This window comes from uncultured Pontibacter sp., assembly GCF_947495565.1.
Taxonomy (GTDB): Bacteria; Bacteroidota; Bacteroidia; order Cytophagales; family Hymenobacteraceae; genus Pontibacter.
On record NZ_CANLZM010000031.1, the window covers coordinates 1 to 3680 of the forward strand.

General features: G+C 37.6%; 6 protein-coding genes. 1 reads left to right on the top strand and 5 read right to left on the bottom strand.

What is annotated here, in order from left to right; translation table 11 throughout:
• Positions 1-235 (top strand): hypothetical protein (locus tag Q1B04_RS19895; protein WP_299762736.1); only part of this gene is annotated, 235 nt, incomplete at its 5' end.
• Positions 236-990: 755 nt separating this feature from the next.
• Here the strand turns inward: Q1B04_RS19895 and Q1B04_RS19900 are convergent.
• The 5 genes from Q1B04_RS19900 to Q1B04_RS19920 all read right to left on the bottom strand — a co-directional run bounded on the left by Q1B04_RS19900 (position 991) and on the right by Q1B04_RS19920 (position 3526).
• Positions 991-1440, bottom strand: coding sequence for a DUF4844 domain-containing protein (locus Q1B04_RS19900; protein ID WP_299762739.1), 450 nt, complete (start codon positions 1438-1440; stop codon positions 991-993).
• 73 nt (positions 1441-1513) lie between these two features.
• Positions 1514-1978: a DMP19 family protein gene (locus tag Q1B04_RS19905; protein WP_299762742.1), complete on the bottom strand. Its 465-nt coding sequence runs from the start codon at positions 1976-1978 to the stop codon at positions 1514-1516.
• Between the two features lie 156 nt (positions 1979-2134).
• Entirely contained in the window at positions 2135-2641 is a 507-nt protein-coding gene (locus tag Q1B04_RS19910) for a hypothetical protein (protein ID WP_299762745.1), read from the bottom strand.
• A 93-nt stretch (positions 2642-2734) separates the two neighbouring features.
• Positions 2735-3070: a hypothetical protein gene (locus tag Q1B04_RS19915; protein ID WP_299762748.1), complete on the bottom strand. Its 336-nt coding sequence runs from the start codon at positions 3068-3070 to the stop codon at positions 2735-2737.
• A gap of 99 nt (positions 3071-3169) precedes the next feature.
• Complete coding sequence (locus Q1B04_RS19920; protein ID WP_299762751.1) at positions 3170-3526, bottom strand: hypothetical protein; 357 nt, start codon at positions 3524-3526, stop codon at positions 3170-3172.
• Positions 3527-3680: the final 154 nt, after the last annotated feature.

Sequence of the window (3680 nt, forward strand, 5' to 3'; positions counted from 1 at the left end):
TCCTTTTCATAAGCAACTGTTCAAAGTTAAGGGTTTTTCTCTACTTCAGAACAGTTCTATTTTCGGGGGAGCTGACATCTCCGCGCTTATTACCTCTTCAAGTGATGGGGTAAATGGCGAAACGTTTTCTTCTTTACCTGGTCTAAAAAGCATGCGGAATGTAAAAACATCGTGTCTTGGTCTTTTCTGCTCGCTAAAAACTACTCCTGTAAAAGCCTCCGTTTCGATAAGGTAATTAGAGGAGCTGTCGATCGGGGTTATGGCATATTCAACTCCGTTAATGATTTCTATTTTGGTTTTGCTACTACAAGAAGTTTGACAAAAGAGAACCCCAAATAGTAAAGCTAGATATCTCATTCTTCATTATTAAAGTTACCGCCAACGGTCTCGTACAGGCAACGGGTGAGGCATTAGCCGAGCATGGTGCCTGTGCTTTGTTAGCAACTGTTTTTTCTTTTACCTAACTTCTGGAATCCACACCGCAAGAAGCTGATACAGTGAAATCAAGATGTAAATAATCTTTAGTCTCACTATATCGAATGCCTTAACAGTCAAAGAGGGAATAACTTTGCTTTCATTGTTTTTATAAACAGAAGACTTCTTAAATATTCCTAATTGAAAAAGGCTCCCGTAATGAAGTATAATTAGAGCAAAGCTAAACATCAGGATTCCAAAGTAGTCTCCTGTAGGCATTAGGAGTCTACTATCAAAGAAACCCAAATGCAGAATGGAGACGACAGTCACTATGGCCGCTACTAACAACAGTATTCTTTGTCCTACTTTAAATGTTTTAGTCAGTAAAGAGTAGAGCACAACATTAACTAAAATAAAAAAGAAGGTATAAAGAATATGAATCATAAATTGTATTGAGAGTGATTGAGCTAAGCCTTTTTTCTTTTTCTATAATGTAAACTGCTGCTAACGTTAGTCGAGCAGCCGATGGGCGAGGCTAAGCCGAGCATACAGGCTGAACATTGTTGGCAAGTGTTTTTATTCTTTTGTTCCTGATGACTCTGGAAGGCTAAACCCATACATGAACTTCATCAAGTGTCCGCCAGAGCTTTCTAACCCCACTATATCCATGAGTTCTTCGAAGTAAGTACATACCCTTTCTCTATCTTCGGTATCCAAGTCCATGTATACATCAGAAAATCTTGAAAGACCTAATTCTATCATGTCCTGATATTTTTTATCTGTAGGATTTTGACTCTCCGCTACAGCTTTGAAATCGTCTGCAGCTTTATTGATTTTCTCTTTTAAAATGGGCCGCATTTTAGGGTCTGCTATACCTGGGTAGAAGAATGCGTTTTCTTCAACAAACTTTTCCTTGTTTTTAAATTCTTCGAATTTTGACATAGCGTTTTCAGGTGTCTTTATTACTGTCTGCCCACATGCGGAGAAGGAGAGGCTGATAAGTAAGATTAGTAGATATTTATTCATTCTAAATGTTTGCCAACGGACTTGGCCATAAGGCGGCGCAGCTGGCTTATGGGTGTTGTTAGCTCACGTTTTTCTATTCAAAGCTTTTTTTGTTCTTTTTCACATATTCAATCACAAGACCTGCTAAGTTCTCAGGACACTCATAAAACTCGTTATCCAATCTTTCCCAATTATCTGTGACAGATTCGGGGAGGTCGTCCATGTACTTTCTTCTTTTTTCCGTGTCCTTTGGAATAGGCGTTACAGAAAATGATTTTATGGCTTCATCAAGAATGCTTCTCATTTGTGGTGCATTAATCCTTTCAAGAGCCTCCAAAGTCTCATGAGCATAATCTCCTGAACTGTTGAAGAAGTATTGGTCGAATCCGCCATTGTTGACTTGCCCTTCAAGCATTTCTATATAAAGGACTGTTTTTTCTTCTACATTTAACGATTCGAAGTTGTCGTCGTTTTGGGACTTGTCCCAGAGTAATTGCCCAATCTCAATCACTTTTTCTGTTTCGTCCTCAATGTTTAATACCTTATCAATTTTAGACATGGATTTACAGCTTTGTAGAATTAGAATGGTTGCTATCAGTCCTATTCTGAGTTTCATTTTTTGTTTAAATGTGAGCTAACGGATTAGTACAGGCTATGAGGGAGGCGAAGTCGAACATGTAGCCTGTGCAGGGTTAGCAAAAGTTGTTCTTGGTTCTTAAAAATATGAGGGTGCAATGTCACCCATTACAATCCAACCTCTTGAAGTCATGTATGCACCTGTTACTTCAATTTTGAAGGATTTACCATTGCCGTTAATAGTGAAGACAATGTTCTTAACGTTTGCTTTGCCGAATGCTTCGTCTTGTATTGAGTTCACCTCTATACTTTCTAATTCCGATATACCTTCTTTTTTAAGCTTATACTGAAGAAAATTGAATGCAAGGAAATGATTCTGTTCTAAATGGTCTGTAGTTGGGGTGATAGTGTTATAAAAACCTAACCTCTCCGCAACAGGAACCTCTTTAGCTTTTTTTTGATAAGCTAATTCAAGTACATCCTTTTTTGTTGGTACAAATTCTTTAGTAAATTCTTTTACTGTACCCTTCAGTAAATACATACCTATAGTTCTGCTTAGCTTTTCATATTCAGCTTGCTCATTAGGTGATGCAAAGGAAAAAATGCTGATAAACAGCAATACAAGAAATGGTAAAACTTTTTGCATTTATTTGTTTTAATTGTTGCTAACGGTTTGTACATAAAGCGTGAAGGCATAGCCGAAACATGGTTTATGTGCTGGGTTATGGGCAGTTGTTCTTCAGTTCTTTATTAGCACTACTTCATCTGGTTTTGGGTAGCGAAGAAGCTTCTCGAAATCCACCTTCCAAAATTCAAATTCATAAAGTTGTTGCTGGTTGTCTAAAGTCAAGGTGATTATAACTGGTACACTATCTTCGTCTTTATACTCAACCTGTACGAGGTCTGCCCCATACTTTCTATTAGGCTCACCACTAACAAAGCGGATACTCCCCATTTTCCCATCTTTCAGTTCTTCAACTAAGGCGGGAATATTATAAGAGCCTTCCTTTTCTGAAATTTTTACAAGGTGCTTTACAAGATTCAGTTCGTGTTCGTTTAACTTCCTTGCTTCCATTTCTATAATTACCTATTTCCCATAACGTGCTGGTGTATACCATGTGCGAGGTGTAGCCGAAGCATAAGGTATAAACTTTGTTGTGCTATCGTGCTTTTTTTAATCTTTATGATATGTTCCTGAAGCCTTTAGTTCTTTTGTTAACAGAATAGTCAAAGCAACAATATAAGCTATTATAGATGAGAGTGAATATGCAATATAAACTTCACTTGTCCAGCCTTTACTAAATGCACTAATAATTGACAATTGTCCATCTATTGCGAAAAATATCATTTCGTATAGAAGAAAGTAAACAGTCAATCCTACTATTTTCTGTCTTCTTTCAATGAGATACTTCTTGAAAACAAGCGCCAGCACCATTCCGATAAATAACTGAATTATAAGCACAAGACCTAAAATAAATGGTGCCATTCCGACTTCACCCCCAGGTAAACTTGTACTGGTTATCCAAATCATAAAGGCAACTATTGTAGTTGCAGCGTGAATGAATAAATACCTGACCATTTTCTAATTTTATCTAAGGGTATGCAGCACAACGGCTCGTGTATACCTTGTGCGAGGCTATCAGCCGAAGCATAGGGTATAAATCTTGTTGTGCGCAGGTGTTCTT

Bases quoted from the DNA above. Each gene is read 5' to 3' on its own strand.
- Q1B04_RS19900 (WP_299762739.1), bottom strand. From the start codon at position 1,440: ATGAATAAATATCTACTAATCTTACTTATCAGCCTCTCCTTCTCCGCA.
- Q1B04_RS19905 (WP_299762742.1), bottom strand. From the start codon at position 1,978: ATGTCTAAAATTGATAAGGTATTAAACATTGAGGACGAAACAGAAAAA.
- Q1B04_RS19910 (WP_299762745.1), bottom strand. From the start codon at position 2,641: ATGCAAAAAGTTTTACCATTTCTTGTATTGCTGTTTATCAGCATTTTT.
- Q1B04_RS19915 (WP_299762748.1), bottom strand. From the start codon at position 3,070: ATGGAAGCAAGGAAGTTAAACGAACACGAACTGAATCTTGTAAAGCAC.
- Q1B04_RS19920 (WP_299762751.1), bottom strand. From the start codon at position 3,526: ATGATTTGGATAACCAGTACAAGTTTACCTGGGGGTGAAGTCGGAATG.